Source organism: Streptomyces sp. NPDC094032 (assembly GCF_040303965.1).
Classification (GTDB): Bacteria; Actinomycetota; Actinomycetes; order Streptomycetales; family Streptomycetaceae; genus Streptomyces.
Genome location: NZ_JBEOUE010000021.1, coordinates 43,191 through 64,026, shown reverse-complemented (window position 1 = coordinate 64,026; position 20,836 = coordinate 43,191). Strand labels below are relative to the sequence as shown.

Genomic DNA, 20,836 nt, shown 5'->3' with positions numbered 1-20,836 from the left:
CATGACAAGCCCCGCCGTCGATCCGGCCCCCGAGCTCCAGCTGCCCGACGCCGACACGCCCCGCCCCGCCGGGCCCGGCCGTCGGATCCCCGCCGCCGTGTGGGCCGCGCTCGGGATCGTGTACGTCGTGTGGGGGTCCACGTACCTCGGGATCCGGATCGTCGTCGAGACGCTGCCGCCGTTCCTCTCCGCCGGTACGCGCTTCGTCACCGCCGGGCTGATCCTCGCCGGGATCATCGCCTGGCGGCAGGGGCCCGCCGCGCTCCGGGTGACGCCCCGGGAGCTCGCCTCCGCCGTCGGGGTCGGCCTGCTGCTCATCCTCGGCGGCAACGGGCTCGTCGTGCTCGCCGAGACCTCCATACCCTCCGGGCTCGCCGCGCTGCTCATCGCCGTCGTCCCGGCCTGGGTCGTCGTCCTCAAGGCCCTCTCCGGCGACCGCCCGACCCCGGGCGGCCTCGCGGGCGTGCTGCTCGGGCTCGTCGGGCTCGGCGTGCTCACCCTGCCGGGGCTCAGCGGGGACGTGAAGGCCGGCGGGGTCGTCCTCGTGGTGGTCGCGACGCTCTGCTGGTCGGTCGGCTCGTTCTCGTCCTCCCGGCTCCCGATGCCCGCCAACCCCTTCACCGCCAGCGCGTACGAGATGATCGCCGGCGGCCTCGCGGGCCTCGGGGTCGGCCTGGTCCGCGGCGAGCAGCACGGCCTCGACCTGTCGGCCGTCTCCGGCCGTTCCTGGGCCGCCCTCGCCTACCTGGTGGTCTTCGGCTCGCTGCTCGCCTTCACCGCGTACGCCTGGCTCCTCCAGGCCGCCCCGCTCTCGCTCGTCGCCACCTACGCGTACGTCAACCCGGTCGTCGCCGTCGCCCTCGGCGCCCTCGTCCTGAACGAGGCCCTGACCTGGCCCATCGTCCTCGGCGGCGCGATCGTCGTCGGCGGGGTGTGCCTCATCGTCTCGACGGAGCGACGCGGCTCCCCGCCCCGCACCGGCGACTGACCGTCCCCGCCCCGCGCCGCGCCGCCGTGCCCCGCACCGGCGACTGACCGCACCGCCCCGCGACGCGGCTCCCCACCCCGCCCCCGCGGCCGACCGCCACCCCACCCCCCTACGCCGAAGCGGACAGCCCCGCCACCCCACCACTCCACACCGGACAAGCCCACCTTCGCCCGCTCGGCCCTAACGTGTCACGAGAGCGATCGCTCGCACCCCCGATACGGAAAGGGCCGGGACGCAATGACGACCACCCACGGCTTCTGGCTTGCCGGCCGCGAGGCCACCGGCGAGGCCACCTTCGACGTCACGAACTCCTTCGACGGGCGTCTGGTCGGCAAGGTCAGCGTGCCCACCGAGGCCCAGGTCGAGGAGGCCGTCGCCGCCGCGCACGCCGTCGTCGACGAGTTCGCCGCCACCCCGGCGCACGTGCGCGCCGCCGCCCTCGACCACGTGTCGAAGCGGCTGGCCGAGCGCACCGAGGAGATCGCCCAGCTGATCTCCGCCGAGAACGGCAAGCCGATCAAGTGGGCGCGCGGCGAGGTCGGCCGTGCCGTGTCGGTGTTCCGTTTCGCCGCCGAGGAGGCCCGTCGCTTCAACGGCGGCGAGGCCACCCGCCTCGACACCGAGGCCGGCGGCGTCGGCCGCCTGGCGCTGACCCGCCGTATCCCCAAGGGCGTCGTCCTCGGCATCGCTCCGTTCAACTTCCCGCTGAACCTCAGCGCGCACAAGGTCGCCCCGGCCATCGCCGTCGGCGCCCCGATCATCCTCAAGCCGGCCCCGTCGACCCCGATCTCCTCCCTGATCCTGGGCGAGATCCTGGCCGAGACCGAGCTGCCGGCCGGCTCCTGGTCGATCCTGACCGTGCCGAACGACCGCATGCCCGCCCTGGTCAAGGACGAGCGCCTCCCGGTCATCTCCTTCACCGGCTCCGACACCGTCGGCTACGCCATCCAGGAGTCCGTGCCGCACAAGCACTGCACCCTGGAGCTCGGCGGCAACGCCGCGGCCGTCGTCCTGCCCGACTGGTCCTCCGAGGCCGACCTGGACTGGGCGGCGACCCGTATCGCCACCTTCTCCAACTACCAGGGCGGCCAGTCCTGCATCTCCGTGCAGCGCGTGATCGCCGACGCCTCCCTCTACGAGCGCCTGGTCCCGAAGATCGTCGCCGCCGTCGAGGCCCAGGTCACCGGTGACCCGGCGGACGACGCCACCGACGTCGGCCCGCTCGTCGACGAGAACGCCGCCAAGCGCGTCGAGGCCTGGGTGGACGAGGCCGTCGCGGCCGGCGCGAAGCTGCTCGCCGGTGGCAAGCGCGAGGGCGCCACGTACGCCCCGACCGTCCTCACCGACCTCCCGGCCGACGTCACCCTGGCCCGCGCCGAGGTCTTCGGCCCGGTCCTGACCATCGCCCGGGTGGACGGCGAGGCCGAGGCCTTCGCCGCGGTCAACGACTCCGACTTCGGCCTCCAGGCGGGTGTCTTCACCCACGACCTGCAGGCGGCCTTCCGCGCCCACCGCGCCCTGGAGGTCGGCGGCGTGATCGTCGGCGACGTCCCGTCCTACCGCGCCGACCAGATGCCGTACGGCGGCGCCAAGCGCTCCGGCGTCGGCCGCGAGGGCGTCAAGTACGCCATGGACGACTACACCTACGAGCGGGTCCTGGTCCTCACGGGCCTGGCGCTGTAACCCGTACGTACGTACCGAGACCGACGGCCGGAGCCCACTGTGCGGGGGCTCCGGCCGTCCCCGTATCCGCGCGGGTCACGCGACCGGCGCGTCCAGCAGGCGCACGACCTCGGCCGGTCCGGCCCGGAAGGCCTTGTTCGCCGCGTCGGCGGCCGCCATGTGCGGGGCGGCGTCGTGCGCGGCGAGCGCCTCGGCCGAGGCCCAGCGCTCAAGGAGCACGAAGCGGTCGGGGTCGTCCGCGACCCGGTGCAGGTCGTACTGGAGGCAGCCGTCCTCCGCCCGTACGACGGGCGCGAGCCGCTCGAAGGCGGCGACCTGCTCACCGCCCCGGCCGGGCAGCGCCGTGATGCGGATCAGGAGCTTGATCGTCTGGGACATGGCGGGGACCCTACGCGTCCCTCCGTCCGCCCCGCTCGTCTTTCCCAACCCGTGGATATCGGGTACGACGGACAGTAGCCACACGGCAGCAGCCGGACGGCTCCCGACGAGCGGCGAGGTGAGCTCCTCATGTCCGCACCCACCCAGCGCCCGCCCAAGGTCTCCGAGCGCGAGGCCCGGCAGGTCGCCGAGGCGGCCCGCCAGCAGGACTGGCACAAGCCCAGCTTCGCCAAGGAACTCTTCCTCGGCCGCTTCCGGCTCGATCTCATCCACCCCCACCCGCTCCCCGCCGACGAGGACGTCCGGCGCGGCGAGGCCTTCCTGGCCAAGCTGCGCGAGTTCTGCGCGACCCGCGTCGACGGCGCCCGTATCGAGCGCGAGGCCCGGATCCCCGACGAGACCGTCACCGGCCTCAAGGAGCTCGGCGCGCTCGGCATGAAGATCGACCCCAAGTACGGCGGCCTCGGCCTCACCCAGCTGTACTACAACCGGGCCCTCGCCCTGGTCGGCTCGGTCAGCCCCGCGCTCGGCGCGCTGCTCTCCGCCCACCAGTCGATCGGCGTGCCGCAGCCGCTGAAGCTGTTCGGCACCCAGGAGCAGAAGGACGCGTTCCTGCCGCGGCTGGCCCGGGACGCGATCTCCGCGTTCCTGCTGACCGAGCCGGACGTCGGCTCCGACCCGGCGCGGCTCGCCACCACCGCCGTACCGGACGGGGACGACACGTACGTCCTCGACGGCGTGAAGCTGTGGACCACCAACGGCGTCGTCGCCGACCTCCTCGTCGTCATGGCCCGCGTGCCCGCCTCTGAGGGCCACCGGGGCGGCATCACCGCCTTCGTCGTCGAGGCCGACGCGCCCGGCATCACCGTCGAGCACCGCAACGCCTTCATGGGCCTGCGCGGCCTGGAGAACGGCGTCACCCGCTTCCATCGGGTGCGGGTCCCGGCGGCGAACCGCATCGGACCCGAGGGCGCCGGTCTGAAGATCGCCCTCACCACCCTCAACACCGGACGGCTCTCGCTCCCCGCCGCCTGCGCGGGCGCCGGCAAGTGGTGCCTGAAGATCGCCCGCGAATGGGCCGCCGAACGCGAGCAGTGGGGCAAGCCGGTCGCCCGGCACGAGGCCGTCGGCACGAAGATCTCCTTCCTCGCCGCCACCGCCTTCGCCCTGGAGGCCGTCGTCGACCTGGCCTCCCAGATGGCCGACGAGGACCGCAACGACATCCGTATCGAGGCCGCCCTCGCCAAGCTGTACGGCTCCGAGATGGCCTGGCTGATGGCCGACGAGCTGGTCCAGATCCGCGGCGGCCGCGGCTACGAGACCGCCGACTCGCTCGCCGCCCGCGGCGAACGCGCGGTCCCCGCCGAGCAGCTCCTGCGCGACCTGCGGATCAACCGCATCTTCGAGGGCTCGACCGAGATCATGCACCTGCTGATCGCCCGCGAGGCCGTCGACGCGCACCTGGCCGTCGCCGGCGACATCATCGACCCCGACAAGGCCCTCGCCGACAAGGCGAAGGCGGGCGCCCGCGCGGGCGGCTTCTACGCCCGCTGGCTGCCGAAGCTGGTCGCGGGACAGGGGCAACTGCCCGGCGCGTACGGGGAGTTCGGCGAGCTCGCGACCCATCTCAGGTTCGTCGAGCGCACCTCCCGCAAGCTGGCCCGCTCGACCTTCTACGCCATGTCCCGCTGGCAGGGGAAGATGGAGCTCAAGCAGGCCTTCCTCGGCCGGATCGTCGACATCGGGGCCGAGCTCTTCGCGATGAGCGCGGTCTGCGTACGGGCCGAGCTGCTGCGCACCACCACCGACCACGGCCGCGAGGCCCACCAGCTCGCCGACGCGTTCTGCCGCCAGTCCCGGCTGCGGGTGGACGAGCTTTTCGGCCGACTCTGGGCCAACACCGACGACCTCGACCGCAAGGTCGTCGACGGCGTCCTCGCGGGCTCGTACACCTGGCTGGAGGAGGGCATCCTCGACCCCAGCGGCGACGGCCCCTGGATCGCGGACACGACCCCGGGCCCGTCCACGGAGGAGAACCAGCACCGCAAGATCCCGTAGCACCGTTGTGGGCAATCGTTCCGCTGGGGCGTTGGGGGTCCCCCCGGACGGAGTCTGGGGGAGGGTGGGCACAACCCCACGAGTACGGCGCCCGCATCCCGCACCCGCACCCCAAGGGCCGGGCGCCGTCCACTGGCCGAAACGGCCCGCCCCCCGTCCGCCCCCCACGGCACACTGGGCCCCGTGACCGTCATAGACATCCCCGGCTCCAAGTCCGTCACCGCCCGCGCGCTCTTCCTCGCCGCCGCGGCCGAAGGCACCACCACGCTGCTGCGGCCGCTGCGCTCCGACGACACCGAGGGCTTCGCCGAAGGGCTGAAGGCGCTCGGCTACGTCGTACGGCAGGAGCCCGGCGCCTGGCACATCGAGGGCCGGCCCGCCGGTCCCGGGGTCGCCGACGCCGACGTGTACTGCCGCGACGGCGCCACCACCGCCCGCTTCCTGCCCGCCCTCGCCGCCGCCGGCCACGGCACCTTCCGCTTCGACGCCTCGCCCCAGATGCGCCGCCGCCCGCTCGGCCCGCTCACCACCGCCCTGCGCGAGCTCGGCGTCGAGCTCGCGCATGGCGAGCGCGAGGGCCACCACCCGCTCACCGTCACCGGACGCGGCATCAAGGGCGGCGCGCTCCGCCTCGACGCCGGACAGTCCTCGCAGTACCTCACCGCCCTGCTGATGCTCGGCCCGCTCACCGCCGACGGCCTCGCGATCACCGTCACCGACCTGGTCTCCGAGCCGTACGTGGAGATCACCCTCGCGATGATGCGCTCCTTCGGCGCCGAGATCACCCGCGAGGACGGCCCCGAGGGGCGTACGTACACCGTCGCGCCCACCGGCTACCGCGCCACCACCTACGCCATCGAGCCCGACGCCTCCACGTCCAGCTACTTCTTCGCCGCCGCCGCCCTCACCCCCGGCGCCGAGGTCACCGTCCCCGGCCTCGGCACCGGCGCCCTCCAGGGCGACCTCGGCTTCGTCGAGGTGCTGCGCCGGATGGGCGCGGACGTGACGGTCGCGGAGGACGGGACCACCGTCCGCAACACCGGCCCCCTGCGCGGCCTCACCGTCAACATGCGCGACATCTCCGACACCATGCCGACCCTCGCCGCCCTCGCCCCCTTCGCCGACGGGCCGGTCCGCATCGAGGACGTCGCCAACACCCGGGTCAAGGAGTGCGACCGCCTCGACGCCTGCGCCGAGAACCTGCGCGCGCTCGGCGTCAAAGTCGACACCGGTCCGGACTGGATCGAGATCCACCCCGGCACCCCCGGCACCCCAGGCACCCCCGTCGGGCCCGTCGAGATCGCCACCCACGGGGACCACCGCATCGTGATGTCGTTCGCGGTCACCGCCCTGCGCACGCCCGGCGTCACGTTCGACGACCCCGGCTGCGTACGCAAGACGTTCCCGGACTTCCACACCGTTTTCGAGGCGTTCGCCCGGGGGCTGTGAGGAGCGCACAGTCTTTGCGGCAAGAATGGGGGCATGAGCGACCGCCCCTCTCCTCTCGCCGACCCGCACATCGCCTTCGATGTGTCCACCGGACGCCGCGACATCGTCGTGCTCGGCTCCACCGGTTCCATCGGCACCCAGGCCATCGACCTGGTCCTGCGCAACCCCGACCGGTTCCGGGTCACCGCCCTCGCCGCGTCCGGCGGCCGGATCGGGCTGCTCGCCGAGCAGGCGCACCGGCTGCGGGTCGGCGCGGTCGCGGTGGCCCGCGAGGAGGCGCTGCCCGAGCTGCGCGCGGCGCTGACCGCGCTGTACGGATCCGAGCCGCTGCCCGAGCTGCTGGCCGGCCCCGACGCCGCCACGCAGCTCGCCGCGTCGCCCTGCCACACCGTCCTCAACGGCATCACCGGCTCCATCGGCCTGGCGCCCACGCTCGCCGCCCTGGAGGCCGGCCGCACCCTGGCGCTGGCCAACAAGGAGTCGCTGATCGTCGGCGGCCCCCTGGTGAAGGCGCTGGCCAAGCCCGGCCAGATCATCCCGGTCGACTCCGAGCACGCGGCCCTCTTCCAGGCGCTCGCCGCCGGCACCCGCGACGACGTCCGCAAGCTGGTCGTCACCGCCTCCGGCGGCCCCTTCCGCGGCCGCACCCGGGCCGAGCTGGCGGGCGTGACCCGCGAGGACGCGCTCGCCCACCCGACCTGGGCCATGGGCCCGGTGATCACGGTCAACAGCGCGACCCTGGTCAACAAGGGCCTGGAGGTCATCGAGGCCCATCTGCTCTACGACATCCCGTTCGACCGCATCGAGGTCGTCGTCCACCCCCAGTCGTACGTCCACTCGATGGTCGAGTTCACGGACGGCTCCACGCTCGCCCAGGCCACCCCGCCGGACATGGGCGGCCCCATCGCGATCGGCATCGGCTGGCCCGAGCGGGTCCCCGACGCGGCCCCCGCCTTCGACTGGACCAAGGCCTCCACCTGGGAGTTCTTCCCCCTCGACAACGAGGCCTTCCCGTCGGTGAACCTGGCCCGGCACGTCGGCGAGCTCGGCGGCACCGCCCCCGCCGTCTTCAACGCCGCCAACGAGGAGTGCGTGGACGCCTTCCTCGCCGGAAGGCTGCCGTTCAACGGAATCATGGATACGGTCACCCGAGTCGTCACCGAGCACGGCACCCCGGACCGGGGAACCTCGCTCACGGTGTCGGACGTCCTGGAAGCCGAGACCTGGGCAAGGGCCCGGGCCCGGGAACTCGCGGCGAAGGCAATCGCGGAGGCGCGCGCATGACCGTTCTCTTGTACGTACTGGGCCTGGTGCTGTTCGCCTTCGGCCTGCTCGTGTCGATCGCCTGGCACGAGCTCGGCCACCTCTCCACGGCGAAGCTGTTCGGCATCCGGGTGCCCCAGTACATGGTCGGCTTCGGCCCCACCGTCTGGTCGCGCAAGAAGGGCGAGACCGAGTACGGCTTCAAGGCGATCCCCGCCGGCGGCTACATCCGCATGATCGGCATGTTCCCGCCCGGCAAGGACGGGAAGATCGAGGCCCGCTCCACCTCCCCCTGGCGCTCCATGATCGAGGACGCCCGCGAGGCCTCCTTCGAGGAGCTCCAGCCCGGCGACGAGGACCGGCTCTTCTACACGCGCAAGCCGTGGAAGCGCGTCATCGTGATGTTCGCCGGACCGTTCATGAACCTGGTCCTGGCCGTCTTCCTGTTCTTCGGCAGCGCCATGGCCATCGGCTTCGAGGCCCAGACCACCAAGGTCGCCGGCGTCCAGAAGTGCGTCATCCCGCAGTCCACCAAGCGCGAGGCCTGCCAGGCCGGCGACCCGGTCTCGCCCGCGTTCGCCGCCGGACTGAAGCCGGGCGACAAGATCCTCGCCTTCAACGGCACCGCCGTCGCGGACTGGAACACCCTCTCCGACCACATCCGGGACACCATCGGCCCCGCCACCATCACCGTCCAGCGCGGTGACCAGCGGATCGACCTCCACCCCACGCTCATCAAGAACGAGGTCTACAAGAAGGACGCCGACGGCCGGGTCGTCCAGCCGCTCCAGACGGTCCCCGCCGGCTACCTGGGCTTCGCCTCCAAGACCGAGGTCACCCCGCTCACCTTCGGCGAGTCCACCACCCGCATGTCCGACCAGCTCCAGGCCGGCGTCGAGTCCGTCATCGCCCTGCCCGGCAAGATCCCCGACCTGTGGAACGCGGCCTTCGGGGGCGGCGAGCGCGCCCAGGACTCGCCGGTCGGCGTCGTCGGCGCCGCCCGCATCAGCGGCGAGCTGATGACCGTGGACGCGCCGCCGCAGACGATCCTCGTCTGGTTCATGAACCTGCTGGTCATGTTCAACGTGTCGCTGTTCCTGTTCAACATGCTCCCCCTGCTCCCGCTCGACGGCGGCCACATCGCCGGCGCCCTGTGGGAGTCGATCCGCCGCCACACCGCGCGGATCTTCCGGCGCCCCGACCCGGGCCCCTTCGACGTGGCCAAGCTGATGCCGGCCGCCTACGTCGTGGCAGGCGTGTTCGTCTGCTTCACGCTGCTCGTCCTCGTCGCCGACATCGTCAATCCGGTGAAGCTGACCTGAGCCGCACGCGGCCGGAACCCGTGCGGTGTCCGGCCGCCCGCCCGCGGGGCGGTAATCTCGAAGACCTGAGCAAGGCCTGAGCAAGACCTCAGCAAGACCTGAGCAAGACCTGAGCCCGATGAACCACACCTTGGGGTTGTACAGCTGATGACCGCGATCTCTCTCGGAATGCCTTCCGTCCCGACCAAGCTGGCCGAGCGGCGCAAGAGCCGCCAGATCCAGGTCGGATCGGTGGCCGTCGGCGGCGACGCCCCCGTGTCGGTGCAGTCGATGACTACCACCCGCACCTCGGACATCGGCGCCACGCTCCAGCAGATCGCCGAGCTCACCGCCTCCGGCTGCCAGATCGTCCGGGTGGCCTGCCCCACCCAGGACGACGCCGACGCCCTCGCGACCATCGCGAAGAAGTCGCAGATCCCGGTCATCGCCGACATCCATTTCCAGCCGAAGTACGTGTTCGCCGCGATCGACGCCGGCTGCGCCGCGGTCCGCGTCAACCCGGGCAACATCAAGCAGTTCGACGACAAGGTCAAGGAGATCGCCAAGGCGGCCTCCGAGACCCGTACCCCGATCCGTATCGGCGTCAACGCCGGATCGCTCGACGCCCGCCTGCTCGCCAAGTACGGCAAGGCCACCCCCGAGGCGCTCGTCGAGTCCGCCCTCTGGGAGGCCTCCCTCTTCGAGGAGCACGGCTTCGGCGACATCAAGATCTCGGTCAAGCACAACGACCCGGTCGTCATGGTCAACGCCTACCGCCAGCTGGCCGCCGCCTGCGACTACCCGCTGCACCTCGGCGTCACCGAGGCCGGCCCCGCCTTCCAGGGCACCATCAAGTCCGCCGTCGCCTTCGGCGCGCTGCTCTCCGAGGGCATCGGCGACACCATCCGCGTCTCCCTCTCGGCCCCGCCGGTCGAGGAGGTCAAGGTCGGCAACCAGATCCTGGAGTCGCTGAACCTCAAGCCGCGCCGCCTGGAGATCGTCTCCTGCCCGTCCTGCGGACGCGCCCAGGTCGACGTCTACAAGCTGGCCGAGGAGGTCACCGCCGGCCTGGAGGGCATGGAGGTCCCGCTGCGCGTCGCCGTCATGGGCTGCGTCGTCAACGGCCCCGGCGAGGCCCGCGAGGCCGACCTCGGCGTCGCCTCCGGCAACGGCAAGGGCCAGATCTTCGTGAAGGGCGAGGTCATCAAGACCGTCCCCGAGTCGAAGATCGTCGAGACCCTGATCGAAGAGGCCCTGAAGATCGCCGAGCAGATGGAGAAGGACGGCGTCGCCAGCGGCGAGCCGACCGTCGCCATCGGCGTCTGAGCCCCGCGCTCCCGAAGCAGCTCTCGAAGCAGCTCTCGAAGCAGCTCGCGAAGCCCCTCCGCCCCTCCCGGGACGGAGGGGCTTCGCACACCCCGGGCGGCGGGGGACGGGGGTAAAGTGCGGAGACCAGCAGAAACCGTACGGTGAGGCCCCCTCGTGTTGACGCAGACCTCCACCCGGGTCCTCGAACCCGCCGACCTCGGCGCCGCGCTCGCCGTCCTGGAGAGCGCCCCCGTCGAGAACGCCTTCGTGACCGCCCGCGTCCAGATCGCCGGGCTCGACCCCTGGCGCCTGGGCGGCGAGATGTGGGGCTGGTACGCCGACGGGCACCTGCGCTCGCTCTGCTACTCCGGCGCCAACCTGGTCCCCATCTGCGCCACCCCCGAGGCCGTCCGCGCCTTCGCCGACCGGGCCCGCCGGATCGGCCGCCGCTGCTCCTCCATCGTCGGCCCCGCCGGACCCACCGGGCAGCTCTGGCGGCTCCTGGAGCCCGGCTGGGGCCCCGCCCGCGACGTCCGCGCCCACCAGCCGCTGATGGTCGCCGACGCGCCCTCCACCACCGTCACCGCCGACCCGCTGGTCCGCCGGGTCCGGAAGGACGAGATGGAGGTGATCATGCCCGCCTGCGTGGCCATGTTCACCGAGGAGGTCGGCATCTCCCCGATGTCCGGCGGCGACGGCGGACTCCTCTACCAGGCCCGCGTCGCCGAGCTCGTCGGCTCCGGCCGCTCCTTCGCCCGCATCGAGGACGGCCGGGTCGTCTTCAAGGCCGAGATCGGCGCCGCCACCCGCCAGGCCTGCCAGATCCAGGGCGTCTGGGTCGCCCCCGAGCACCGCGGCCGCGGCCTCTCCGAGACCGGCATGGCCGCCGTCCTCCAGTACGCGCTCGCCGACGTCGCCCCCCTCGTCAGCCTCTACGTGAACGACTACAACACCCCTGCCAGGGCCGCGTACCGCAGGGTCGGCTTCGACGAGGTCGGCGCCTTCATGAGCGTGCTGTTCTGAAGCACGTCCTGAAGCACCTCCAGAAGCACGTCCTGAAGCGCCCGTACGGCTTGTAGGGTGCGGCGCATGGATGACACGAAGGTCGGGATCGGGCCCGTCAATCTCGCCGCGCGCGTGGACGAGGCGCTCGCCGTGCAGGCCCAGGCCTTCGGGCTCGAAGCGGACGAGATCGCCGTACGCCGCCACATCGTGCTGCGCCATCTGCTCAACCCCGGCGCCCGCGCCTACGGGGCGACCACCCCCGACGGGACGCTCGTCGGCTTCGTGTACGGGATGCCCAACGACCGCTCCCACTGGTGGTCCACCATCGTCGAGCCGTATCTGCGCACCACCGGCAGCGAGGGCTGGCTCGACGACTCCTTCGTCATCACCGAGCTGCACGTCCACCCGGCCTTCCAGGGCCGTGGCGTCGGCCGCGCGCTGATCACCACCATCACCGACACCTCGGAGCTGCCCCGCTCGATCCTCTCCGCGATCGACACCGACAGCCCCGCCCGCGGCCTGTACGCCTCGCTCGGCTACCTCGACCTCGCCCGGCAGGTGCACTTCCCGAGCGCACCCCGCCCGTACGCGGTCATGGGCGCCCCGCTGCCGCTCAGACGCGGGAACTGATTTCTCCGACCCGGGCCCGCCCGGCTAACCTCCTAGCCATCACCCTTACCCGGCAGGAGTACGAGAACCATGGCCAACGCACCGGTCCAGCGCATGTCGAAGTTGATGGCGAAGACGCTGCGCGACGACCCGGCGGACGCCGAGGTCCTCAGCCACAAGCTGCTCGTCCGCGCCGGCTACGTCCGCCGCACCGCCGCCGGCATCTGGAGCTGGCTGCCCCTGGGCAAGAAGGTCCTCGCCAACGTCGAGCGCGTCGTCCGTGAGGAGATGGACGCCATCGACGCCCAGGAGGTCTCCCTGCCGGCCCTGCTGCCCCGCGAGCCCTACGAGGCCACCGGCCGCTGGGAGGAGTACGGCCCCGAGCTGTTCCGCCTCCAGGACCGCAAGGGCGGCGACTACCTCCTCGGCCCGACCCACGAGGAGATCTTCACCCTCCTGGTGAAGGACCAGGCGTCCTCCTACAAGGACCTGCCGGTCATCCTCTACCAGATCCAGACGAAGTTCCGCGACGAGGCACGCCCCCGCGCCGGCATCCTGCGCGGCCGCGAGTTCCTCATGAAGGACTCGTACTCCTTCGACACCGAGGACGAGGGCCTCGCGCACTCCTACGCCCTGCACCGCCAGGCGTACCAGCGCGTCTTCGAGCGCCTCGGCCTCGACTACCGCATCTGCGCCGCCACCGCGGGCGCGATGGGCGGCTCGAAGTCCGAGGAGTTCCTCGCCCCGGCCGCGGCCGGCGAGGACACCTTCGCCGACTGCCCGAACTGCGACTTCGCCGCCAACACCGAGGCGGTGTACCAGGCGGTGAAGCCGGTCGACGCCACCGAGGTGCCCGCCGCCGAGGAGATCCCGACCCCCGACACCCCCACCATCGAGACGCTCGCCGCCTCGCTGGGCGTCCCGGCCTCCGCCACGCTCAAGAACCTCCTGGTGAAGGTCGACGGCGAGATCGTCGCCATCGGCGTCCCCGGCGACCGCGAGGTCGACATGGACAAGGTCGAGGCGCACTTCGGCCCGACCGCCACGGTCGAGCTGGTGACGGAGGAGGACTTCGCGCAGCGCGCCGACCTGGTCCGCGGCTACGTCGGCCCGCAGGGCCTGGAGAAGGTCACCTACATCGCCGACCCGCGCGTCGCGCCCGGCACGGCGTGGATCACCGGCGCCAACAAGCCCGGCACCCACACCAAGAACGTCGTCGCGGGCCGCGACTTCGAGGTCGAGCAGTACGTCGACGTCGTCGTCGTCCAGGACGGCGACCCCTGCCCCAAGTGCGGCACCGGCCTGAAGCTGGACCGCGCGATCGAGATCGGCCACATCTTCCAGCTCGGCCGCAAGTACGCCGACGCGCTCAAGCTGGACGTCCTCGGCCAGAACGGCAAGCCGGTCCGCGTGACCATGGGCTCCTACGGCATCGGCGTCTCCCGCGCCGTCGCCGCCCTCGCCGAGCAGACCGCCGACGAGAAGGGCCTGTGCTGGCCCGCCGAGATCGCCCCGGCCGACGTGCACGTCGTCGCGGCCGGCAAGGCGCAGCAGATCGAGCTCGCCCTGGAGGTCTCCGACAAGCTGGCCGCCGCCGGTCTGCGCGTCCTGGTCGACGACCGCGCGGGCGTCTCCCCGGGCGTCAAGTTCACCGACGCCGAGCTCATGGGCGTCCCGAAGATCCTCGTCGCCGGCCGCCGCGCGGCCGAGGGCGTCGTCGAGCTGAAGGACCGCCGCACGGGCGAGCGCGAGGAGCTCCCGGTGGCCGAGGCCATCGCGCGCCTCTCCGCCTGACCCGCACACGGAGGCGCCCTCCACCGGACCTGGTCCGGTGGAGGGCGCGTTCTCATGGGGCCGCTCAGCGGCGGCGTTCGGGGCGGTCGCCCCGGATGACGGGGACGAGGCTGCGCACCGCGAGTCCTGCGGCGATCAGCGTCGTCGCGGCCACGATGAGAGCGAGCACGGCGAGCGGGGACATGCCGCCGCCGGTCGCGGCGAGGCCCGCGCCCGTGCCGCCCACGGCACTCGCGCCGACGGGTTTTCCGTACATGGTGATCCTTTCCTTTCAGGTGGCGACCCAGCGCTCCTTGCGGCGCAGGACGAGATCGACGAGGGACCGGGCGAAGACCAGCTGCCGGAAGACGTCGTAGAGGAGTTCCGGGACCAGCGGCAGGGCGAGCAGGACGGCCCGGCGGCCCGCTCCGCGCACGGTCAGGGTGCGTTCGAGGACGAAGATCAGCGTGATCGCCGTCCAGAACAGGGAGAAGCCCTGCCAGCCGACCGTGGCCAGGACGAGCACGGTGAGGGTGGCGAACAGGGCGAGCGCGAGGCCGCCGAGGGCGAGCATCAGCTGCTGCCCGAAGTACGGCAGGGTGACCCTGGTCAGGCCGTAGTCGCGCAGGTTCTCAAGCGCGCCCCGCTGCCACCGCAGCCGCTGGTGCCACAGCTTGGGCAGGGTCGGCATGACCTCGGTGACGAGCCAGCAGCCGTCGGGGGAGACCGTGCGGTGCCCCAGCGTCTTGACGGCCTTGGTCATCTCGTCGTCCTCGGTGAGCGAGGCGAGGCTGTAGTAGCCGTCCCCGCCGCCGATCCGGTCCGCGCGGCGCGCCGCGCGGACCTCGCGCAGCACCCGGGCGCGGAAGACGGTGCCGGTCCCGGTGAGGACGACGGCCTTGTTGCCCTTGCGGTGGATCTCCAGGGCGTACCGCTCGTACTCCATGCGCTGGAGGAGGCCGAGCAGCCCGCCGCCCTCCTCGCCGAAGAAGATGCCGCCGACGGCTCCGACGGTCTCGTCCTCGTCCAGGGCGTCGACGGCGCACCGGACGAACTCGGGGTTGAGGACGGTGTCGGCGTCCTGGACCAGGACCATGGCGTCGTCGGGAAGCGCGTCGAGGGCGGCGGGCAGGGCCTGGTTGAGCGCGCCCGCCTTCTTGTCCCGGTTGCCGGAGGTGACGAACACCTCGGCCCCGCAGCGTTCGGCGATCTCTGCGGTGAGGTCCGTGCAGTTGTCCGCGACGACGACGATCCGGTCGGGTCGCAGCGACTGCCGGTAGAGCCCGGCCAGAGTGGCGACGATGCCGTCCTGCTCGTCGTGCGCGGGCACGACCGCCACCAGTTCCGTCACCGGGATCCCTCCGTACGTTCCGCGCGTGCTGGAACCTCGACGGTCTCGCGGTGGGGTTGCGGAGCGGGTGCGCGGCGGGTGCGGCCGGGTTGCCGGGCGGCGGTGGGTGACCTTCGGCGGGCGTTTCGGGACCTACGGTCCGCACCCTCGGGGGACGGAGGGCATGTGTCGGGCGGGTCAGTCGGTGGGGTGGTAGCGGTAGCCGACGCCTCGGACGGTGCCGATGCCGGTGCGGCCGCCGGTCGCCGCGGCGATCTTGCGGCGCAGTCTCAGGATGGCGTACTTCACCCGGCGGGGGTCGGCGTTCTCGTCCTCGCCCCACACCTGGCGGAGCAACTGCCCGTGGCTCAGCACCTGTTCGGGCCGGGCGGTGAGCAGGGCGAGCAGGTCGAATTCGAGCGGAGTCAGGTCGAGCGGGGTCCCGTCGGCGCGGGCCGTCCGGGTCGGGCGGTCCACGGTGATCCGCGGCCCGCGCGCGGTGCCGCCCCCGGCTTCCGGGGCCTCGTGGGCGGGCGCGGTGCCGGGCAGCAGCAGCCGCCGGAAGCGGGCGGCGACGCGGGGCATGCCCTGCGCGCGGGAGAGGGCGAAGGTGATGTAGTCGTCCGCGCCGAGGCGGTACGCGCGGGCCGCGTCGTCCTCGATGTAGACGGGGGCCCCGACGACGATGGGCAGGACCCGGTCGCGGGCGCGCAGCTCGGCGAGCAGCCGCCAGGGGTCGCAGCCGGGCAGCTGGAGACTGAGCACCACCCCCTGCGGCGCGCGCTCCCGCAGCGCGCGGCGGACGGCGGGGCCGTCGGCCGCCTGCCGGACCTCGTACCCCAGCTCGCGCAGCATGCCGCCGAGCTCCTTCAGGACGCGGGCGTCCGTGACGGCGAAGAGGATGAGCGGTCGGGCGGGCCCGCCCGGCTCCTGGGTGGCGGAGAACGGCATATCAGGACAATAGAGTCAGCTGCGCATCCCGGCACGCGTCGGCCTGCGCCGGACCCCGCCGTCGGGCCCCCCGCCAGGCCCGCCGCCAGGCCCGGCCCGTCAGGCCCGGCCCGTCAGGCCCGGCCCGTCAGGCCCGGCCCGTCAGGCCCGGCCCGTCAGGCGGCGGCACCGGTCCCGGTCCCGCCCCCGGCCTCGTCGTCGTCCTCCCTCGGTACCGGATCCACCGACGCGCCCGTCAGGTCCTCGATCGCCTCCGCCGCGTGGTCGACGCCCTTCAGGTACGCGTCGGAGCGCGGCATCACCGCGGGGGGCGCGACCGGGGCGACCGGGGCGGCCGGGGCGGCTTGGGTGGCTTGGGCGGTCTGCTCCGGGCCGCCGGCCGCGCGTTCCAGGAAGCGGAGGAGCTCGACCGGGATCGGCAGGACCAGGGTCGAGTTCTTCTCCGCCGACACCGCCATCACCGTCTGGAGCAGCCGCAGCTGGAGCGCGGACGGCGTGTCCTCCATCTGGCGCGCCGCCTCCGCCAGCTTCTTCGAGGCCTGGAGCTCCGCGTCCGCGTTGATCACCCGGGCCCGCCGCTCGCGGTCCGCCTCGGCCTGCCGGGCCATCGAGCGCTTCATCGTCTCCGGCAGCGATACGTCCTTGATCTCCACCCGGTCGATCGCGACGCCCCACCCCATCGCCGGGCTGTCCAGCATCAGCTCCAGGCCCTGGTTGAGCTTCTCGCGGTTGGACAGCAGGTCGTCGAGGTCGCTCTTGCCGATGATCGACCGCAGCGAGGTCTGGGCCATCTGCGAGACGGCGAACTTGTAGTCCTCCACCCGCACCAGGGCGTCCGCCGCGTCCACGACCTTGAAGTAGACGACCGCGTCGACCCGCACCGTCACGTTGTCCCGGGTGATGCCCTCCTGGGCCGGCACGGGCATGGTGACGATCTGCATGTTCACCTTGTGCATGCGGTCGACCAACGGGACGATCATCTGGAAGCCGGGCTGGCGCTCCCGGTCGACGAGCCGCCCGAAGCGGAACACCACACCGCGCTCGTACTGCTTCACCACCCGCGCCGCGGCGCCCGCGTACACGGCGACCGCCGCCCCCGCCCCCACGACTGCCATCAACAGCTCTTGGATCATGACGGGCCCCCTGAGAAAGGGTTACAAAAAGGGTATTCCCCTACAGCCAGCCCGCGAACTCAAGGAGCAGCTCCGCGTCGGCCCGCCGCCCCGCGTCCAGCGCCCGCGTCGCGGACTCGACCGCCCGGAACAGCGTCCAGCCGCGCAGCCGCTCCCGGTCCATGTCCAGCGCGTCCGCCAGCTTGTTCACCCGCCGCCGGGCCGCCGAGGCCCCGGACGAGGCGGCCACCAGGTCCTCCACCCGGTCCCGCACCAGCCGCGCCAGGTCGAAGGCCCGCTCGCCGACCAGCGGCTCGGGGCCGACCGCGAGCCAGGGCACCCGGTCACCCGCGAGGACCTTGCCCTGGCGGAAGCAGCCGTGCAGCAGCAGCGCCTCGGCATCGCCCGCGAGCAGCTCCTCGCGGGCCGCGAGGGCGGTCGTCACCAGGGCGCCGGCCTCGGCGTCGGCGAGGTGCTCCGCCATCGCGGCGGCCTGCCGCCCGGTCCGCTCGGCGACCGACTCGAAGCCGTGGTCCGCGGGCGGCTCGACCCACAGCCGCCGGACGGTCCCGGCGGCCTCCAGGAGCGCCTTCGCCTCCGGCAGCGAGCGCAGCGAGACCTCCGGGTGCAGCCGCTCCAGGAGCAGCCCGCCCTCCCCGGTGGTGCCGATCGGGCGCACCGCGCCCCAGCCGTTCCAGTGCGCGAGCGCGTCCCGCTCCAGGTCCGGGCGGGCGACGGCGGGCGCCAGCTTCAGGGCTGCCCCCGGGACGAGCACGACGAGGCTGCTGCGACCGCCCGGGGCCATCACCCGTTCGGCGACGAGACCGGCGTGCTCCAGCGCGTCCCGGGTGAGCTCGGGCAGCTTCCCGAGCCACTCGGCCGCGACGGCCTCCCCGTACGTCTCGCCGAGCGCCCGCACCAGTCGCTGCGGCGGTTCGAAACCCATACGCGCCTTGTTTCCTTCGTTTCCTCGGTGACAGGCCGGTACTACGCCCGACTACGCCCGTTCGGCGAGCCCAGGAAAGGTTACGTCGCTGCCGCGCCAGCGGACGGCACGGACCGCCGCCTCGCGCAGCGCCGCCGCCGCGTCCTTGCGCAGCGGCCCGTCGGCGGAGCGGACCAGGTCGGAGTAGACCCCGGCGATCCGGTCCTCCAGGACGGCGGCGAGACGTACGGCCGCGGCGGGGTCCGGCACGGTGAACGGCAGCTCATAGGCCGCGGCGGCGGCGGTCGGCTCGCCGCCCAGGTCGCGGACGGTGCGGCGCAGCGCGTCCCGGCGGGCACGGTGGCCCTCGTACGCGGCGGTGGCCTCGGCGCGCCGGTCCTCGCCGACCCGGGCGCCGACGACCCCGTACCCGTACACGGCGGCGTGCTCGGCGGCGAGTGCGGCCTGGGCCGCGTCGAGCGCGGTCATCCCCGGCCCCCTTCGGTCAGCAGATAGGCGTGGGCCGCGCCGGCGGCGGCGACCGAGGCGAGCAGCCGGGCGTACTCGGGCGGCGCCGTCAGGAGCACGGCCGTGTGGGTGTCGGCGGTCGCCCGTTCGGCGGCGACGAGCCCGGCGACCGCGGCCGCGGGGTCGGCCGGTACGGGGGCCGGGGCCGACGAGGCGGACGCGGTGGGGGAGTGCGAGCCCGACGCGGAGGGGCCGGGGGCCGGGGGCGTGCCGCCCTCGCCGAGCGCCTTCACATGGGCCGCGACCGAGGCCCGCAGCGGCGCGAGCCGGCCGGCGAGCGAGGGGTGCGCGGCGAGCACCGCGTCGTAGCGGCCGAGGAGGGTCCGGCCGGTCGCCGCCGAGCGGGCGCGCAGCAGGGCCTCGGCGCGCGCGGCGCGTTCGGCGGCACTGGGAGGCTCCGGGCGCGCGTTCCCGGCGGAGGTGCAGCCGGCGAGCGCCGCCGTGGTGCCCGCCGCGCCCGCCGTCAGGAGCGCGCGCCTGCCGATGGTCGTCACACCGTCTCCCTCACGCTCAGGTATTCGAAGATCACCGCAGGCGAGCGTACCCGCGGCCCCCGGCCCGGTGGACGGCAACACCCTTCCGGACCGGATACCCTTTGATCTGACACGCGACGAACCCACAACAGCACACGCGGCCGAGGAGTCACCCGGATGAGCACCACCCAGAGCGAACGGCTGCGCGGTCTTCTGGAGCCGCTCGTCCACGCCAAGGATCTCGACCTGGAAGAGATCGAGGTGTCCCGGGCCGGCCGCCGCGGACTGCTGAGGGTCATCGTCGATTCGGAGGAGGGCGTCGAGCTCGACGCCTGCGCCGAGCTGAGTCGCGTCATCTCCGAGAAGCTGGACGAGACGGACGCGATGGGCGAGGGCGAGTACGTCCTCGAAGTCAGCTCCCCCGGCGCCGACCGCCCCCTGACCCAGCACCGCCACTACGAGCGCGCCACCGGCCGCCTGGTGAAGCTGACGCTGACCCCCGAGGCGGGCGGCGGCGAGGTCGTCACCCGGATCCTCGCGGTGGACGAGGACGGCCTCGACACCGAGGTGCCGGGCGTCAAGGGCCGCAAGGCCACCGCCCGCCGGGTCGAGTTCGCCGAGATCGCGAAGGCGCGTGTCGAGATCGAGTTCAACCGCAAGGACAAGAAGGAAGAGGAGGCGTAGCCGTGGACATCGACGTGAGGCTCCTGGAGGGCCTGGCGAAGGAGAAGGACATCTCCTTCGGGATGCTGGTCGAGGCGATCGAGTCGGCCCTCCTCATCGCCTACCACCGCACCCCCGACGCCCGCCGCCACGCGCGCGTGGAGCTGAACCGGGCCACCGGTCACGTGACCGTGTGGGCGAAGGAGGACCCCTCCGAGCTGGAGGAGGGCCAGGAGCCGAAGGACTTCGACGACACGCCGTCGGACTTCGGCCGGATCGCGGCGAGCACCGCCCGCCAGGTCATCCAGCAGCGTCTGCGGGACGCCGAGAACGACGTGACCTTCGGCGAGTACGCCCGCCGCGAGGGCGACATCGTGGCCGGCCAGGTGCAGCAGGGCAAGGACCCGAAGAACGTCCTCGTCCGGCTGGACGACAAGCTGGAGGCCATCCTCCCGGTGCAGGAGCAGGTGCCGGGCGAGGACTACACGCACGGCCTGCGGCTGCGCACGTACGTCGTCCGGGTGGCGAAGGGTGTCCGCGGTCCGTCCGTCACCCTTTCGCGTACCCACCCCAATCTGGTGAAGAAGCTCTTCGCCCTGGAGGTGCCGGAGATCGCCGACGGCTCGGTCGAGATCTCGGCCATCGCCCGTGAGGCCGGTCACCGCACCAAGATCGCCGTCCGTTCCACCCGTTCGGGCCTGAACGCCAAGGGCGCCTGCATCGGCCCGATGGGCAGCCGGGTGCGCAACGTCATGGCGGAGCTGCTCGGCGAGAAGATCGACATCGTCGACTGGTCGGACGACCCGGCCGAGATGGTGGCGAACGCGCTCTCCCCGGCGCGGGTCTCCAAGGTCGAGATCGTGGACCTGGCCGCCCGCTCGGCCCGGGTGACGGTGCCGGACTACCAGCTGTCGCTGGCGATCGGCAAGGAGGGGCAGAACGCCCGTCTGGCCGCGCGCCTCACCGGCTGGCGGATCGACATCCGCCCGGACACCGAGGTCTCGGACCCCCGGGACTGAGACCGATTTTGGCCAACAGC

General features: G+C 72.9%; 20 protein-coding genes. 12 read left to right on the top strand and 8 right to left on the bottom strand.

The genetic code is table 11. The annotated features are described in order from the left end of the window. Position 1: 1 nt before the first annotated feature. Both ABTZ54_RS26195 and ABTZ54_RS26190 read left to right on the top strand, forming a co-directional pair. Entirely contained in the window at positions 2 to 988 is a 987-nt protein-coding gene (locus ABTZ54_RS26195) for an EamA family transporter (RefSeq protein WP_351667579.1), read from the top strand. A 237-nt stretch (positions 989 to 1,225) separates the two neighbouring features. Next, on the top strand, positions 1,226 to 2,671 hold the full coding sequence (locus tag ABTZ54_RS26190) for an aldehyde dehydrogenase family protein (protein WP_351667577.1): 1,446 nt from the start codon (positions 1,226 to 1,228) through the stop codon (positions 2,669 to 2,671). A gap of 75 nt (positions 2,672 to 2,746) precedes the next feature. Here ABTZ54_RS26190 and ABTZ54_RS26185 read toward each other — a convergent pair whose 3' ends face one another. After that, positions 2,747 to 3,049: a putative quinol monooxygenase gene (locus ABTZ54_RS26185; RefSeq protein ID WP_351667575.1), complete on the bottom strand. Its 303-nt coding sequence runs from the start codon at positions 3,047 to 3,049 to the stop codon at positions 2,747 to 2,749. 129 nt (positions 3,050 to 3,178) lie between these two features. On the opposite strand from ABTZ54_RS26185, the gene ABTZ54_RS26180 reads away from it, so the two are divergent. The 8 genes from ABTZ54_RS26180 to ABTZ54_RS26145 all read left to right on the top strand — a co-directional run bounded on the left by ABTZ54_RS26180 (position 3,179) and on the right by ABTZ54_RS26145 (position 13,836). Further along, a complete protein-coding gene (locus ABTZ54_RS26180; protein WP_351667573.1) occupies positions 3,179 to 5,107 on the top strand; it encodes an acyl-CoA dehydrogenase family protein in 1,929 nt (642 codons plus the stop codon). A gap of 183 nt (positions 5,108 to 5,290) precedes the next feature. Continuing rightward, positions 5,291 to 6,556, top strand: a complete 1,266-nt coding sequence (aroA, locus tag ABTZ54_RS26175; protein ID WP_351667571.1) for a 3-phosphoshikimate 1-carboxyvinyltransferase — start codon at positions 5,291 to 5,293, stop codon at positions 6,554 to 6,556. Between the two features lie 33 nt (positions 6,557 to 6,589). Next, positions 6,590 to 7,840, top strand: a complete 1,251-nt coding sequence (dxr, locus tag ABTZ54_RS26170; RefSeq protein ID WP_351667569.1) for a 1-deoxy-D-xylulose-5-phosphate reductoisomerase — start codon at positions 6,590 to 6,592, stop codon at positions 7,838 to 7,840. Further along, positions 7,837 to 9,141: a M50 family metallopeptidase gene (locus tag ABTZ54_RS26165; protein WP_351667567.1), complete on the top strand. Its 1,305-nt coding sequence runs from the start codon at positions 7,837 to 7,839 to the stop codon at positions 9,139 to 9,141. Before dxr ends, ABTZ54_RS26165 begins: the two co-directional genes overlap by 4 nt. 147 nt (positions 9,142 to 9,288) lie before the next feature. Beyond that, positions 9,289 to 10,446, top strand: coding sequence for a flavodoxin-dependent (E)-4-hydroxy-3-methylbut-2-enyl-diphosphate synthase (gene ispG / locus ABTZ54_RS26160; protein ID WP_329424710.1), 1,158 nt, complete (start codon positions 9,289 to 9,291; stop codon positions 10,444 to 10,446). Between the two features lie 156 nt (positions 10,447 to 10,602). Then, a complete protein-coding gene (locus ABTZ54_RS26155; RefSeq protein WP_351667565.1) occupies positions 10,603 to 11,451 on the top strand; it encodes a GNAT family N-acetyltransferase in 849 nt (282 codons plus the stop codon). Positions 11,452 to 11,517: 66 nt separating this feature from the next. Then, positions 11,518 to 12,063: a GNAT family N-acetyltransferase gene (locus ABTZ54_RS26150; RefSeq protein WP_351667563.1), complete on the top strand. Its 546-nt coding sequence runs from the start codon at positions 11,518 to 11,520 to the stop codon at positions 12,061 to 12,063. Positions 12,064 to 12,132: 69 nt separating this feature from the next. Continuing rightward, positions 12,133 to 13,836 carry a proline--tRNA ligase gene (locus ABTZ54_RS26145; protein WP_351667561.1) on the top strand — a complete coding sequence of 568 codons (1,704 nt, stop codon included), beginning with the start codon at positions 12,133 to 12,135 and terminating at the stop codon, positions 13,834 to 13,836. 64 nt (positions 13,837 to 13,900) lie between these two features. On the opposite strand, the gene ABTZ54_RS26140 is transcribed toward ABTZ54_RS26145, so the two are convergent. The 7 genes from ABTZ54_RS26140 to ABTZ54_RS26110 all read right to left on the bottom strand — a co-directional run bounded on the left by ABTZ54_RS26140 (position 13,901) and on the right by ABTZ54_RS26110 (position 19,155). Then, positions 13,901 to 14,092 carry a hypothetical protein gene (locus ABTZ54_RS26140; RefSeq protein ID WP_351667559.1) on the bottom strand — a complete coding sequence of 64 codons (192 nt, stop codon included), beginning with the start codon at positions 14,090 to 14,092 and terminating at the stop codon, positions 13,901 to 13,903. 15 nt (positions 14,093 to 14,107) lie between these two features. Continuing rightward, positions 14,108 to 15,166: a glycosyltransferase family 2 protein gene (locus ABTZ54_RS26135; RefSeq protein ID WP_351667557.1), complete on the bottom strand. Its 1,059-nt coding sequence runs from the start codon at positions 15,164 to 15,166 to the stop codon at positions 14,108 to 14,110. Positions 15,167 to 15,343: 177 nt separating this feature from the next. Continuing rightward, complete coding sequence (locus tag ABTZ54_RS26130) at positions 15,344 to 16,096, bottom strand: response regulator transcription factor (RefSeq protein ID WP_351667555.1); 753 nt, start codon at positions 16,094 to 16,096, stop codon at positions 15,344 to 15,346. 155 nt (positions 16,097 to 16,251) lie between these two features. Then, on the bottom strand, positions 16,252 to 17,229 hold the full coding sequence (locus ABTZ54_RS26125; RefSeq protein WP_351667553.1) for a slipin family protein: 978 nt from the start codon (positions 17,227 to 17,229) through the stop codon (positions 16,252 to 16,254). Between the two features lie 40 nt (positions 17,230 to 17,269). Beyond that, positions 17,270 to 18,154, bottom strand: coding sequence for an aminoglycoside phosphotransferase family protein (locus ABTZ54_RS26120; protein WP_351667551.1), 885 nt, complete (start codon positions 18,152 to 18,154; stop codon positions 17,270 to 17,272). A gap of 51 nt (positions 18,155 to 18,205) precedes the next feature. Next, on the bottom strand, positions 18,206 to 18,622 hold the full coding sequence (locus ABTZ54_RS26115; protein ID WP_351667549.1) for a ferritin-like domain-containing protein: 417 nt from the start codon (positions 18,620 to 18,622) through the stop codon (positions 18,206 to 18,208). Then, complete coding sequence (locus ABTZ54_RS26110) at positions 18,619 to 19,155, bottom strand: hypothetical protein (RefSeq protein WP_351667547.1); 537 nt, start codon at positions 19,153 to 19,155, stop codon at positions 18,619 to 18,621. Before ABTZ54_RS26110 ends, ABTZ54_RS26115 begins: the two co-directional genes overlap by 4 nt. 156 nt (positions 19,156 to 19,311) lie before the next feature. On the opposite strand from ABTZ54_RS26110, the gene rimP reads away from it, so the two are divergent. Beyond that, positions 19,312 to 19,818: a ribosome maturation factor RimP gene (gene rimP / locus ABTZ54_RS26105; protein WP_351667545.1), complete on the top strand. Its 507-nt coding sequence runs from the start codon at positions 19,312 to 19,314 to the stop codon at positions 19,816 to 19,818. Between the two features lie 2 nt (positions 19,819 to 19,820). Beyond that, positions 19,821 to 20,816, top strand: coding sequence for a transcription termination factor NusA (gene nusA / locus ABTZ54_RS26100; protein ID WP_351667543.1), 996 nt, complete (start codon positions 19,821 to 19,823; stop codon positions 20,814 to 20,816). Positions 20,817 to 20,836: the final 20 nt, after the last annotated feature.